Below are 479 nucleotides of genomic sequence, written 5' to 3'. Positions count from 1 at the left end.
GTCTTTCTGTACACCTCGACCGTTGAGATACATTAGCCCAAGATTATTTTGGGCTGGTGCATATCCTTGAGCAGCTGCCTTGCTATACCATTCAACCAGTTTGGTATCATCTTTCTGTACGCCCTGACCATTAGCATACATTCCCCCAAGGTTAAATTGCGCATCTACATCCCCTTGAGCTGCTGCTTTTAAAAACCATGCAACCGCTTTGGCATCATCTTTCTGTACGCCCTGACCATTGAGATACATTAGCCCAAGGACTCTTTGTGCAGATGGATTCCCTTGAGCTGCTGATGCTAGTGTTTTGTCAAAATTAGGAACTTGGGCGAATGAATAACTAAATGAAAATGCTAGTATTAAGAATAAAAAAATATTTTTTTTGTAATTCATATTAATAAATCTTATAAAAAAATGAGAGCTGGATGAGTTTATCCAATATTACTTAAAACTGGTAAAGAATCTATATTTAACATAATGGC

Annotated in this window: 1 protein-coding gene; it reads right to left on the bottom strand. The window is 37.6% G+C overall.

Annotated elements, in window-relative coordinates; genetic code table 11:
- Positions 1–390: tetratricopeptide repeat protein (locus tag AVJ20_RS18100; RefSeq protein ID WP_162689821.1), on the bottom strand; the 390-nt coding region annotated here is incomplete at its 3' end.
- Between the last annotated feature and the right edge of the window lie 89 nt (positions 391–479).

The organism is Acinetobacter sp. CFCC 11171 (genome assembly GCF_003268405.1).
In the GTDB taxonomy this organism is placed as follows: domain Bacteria; phylum Pseudomonadota; class Gammaproteobacteria; order Pseudomonadales; family Moraxellaceae; genus Acinetobacter; species Acinetobacter amyesii.
The sequence above is the reverse complement of the archived record's forward strand: the minus strand, read 5'-3'. Positions and strand labels throughout refer to the sequence as shown.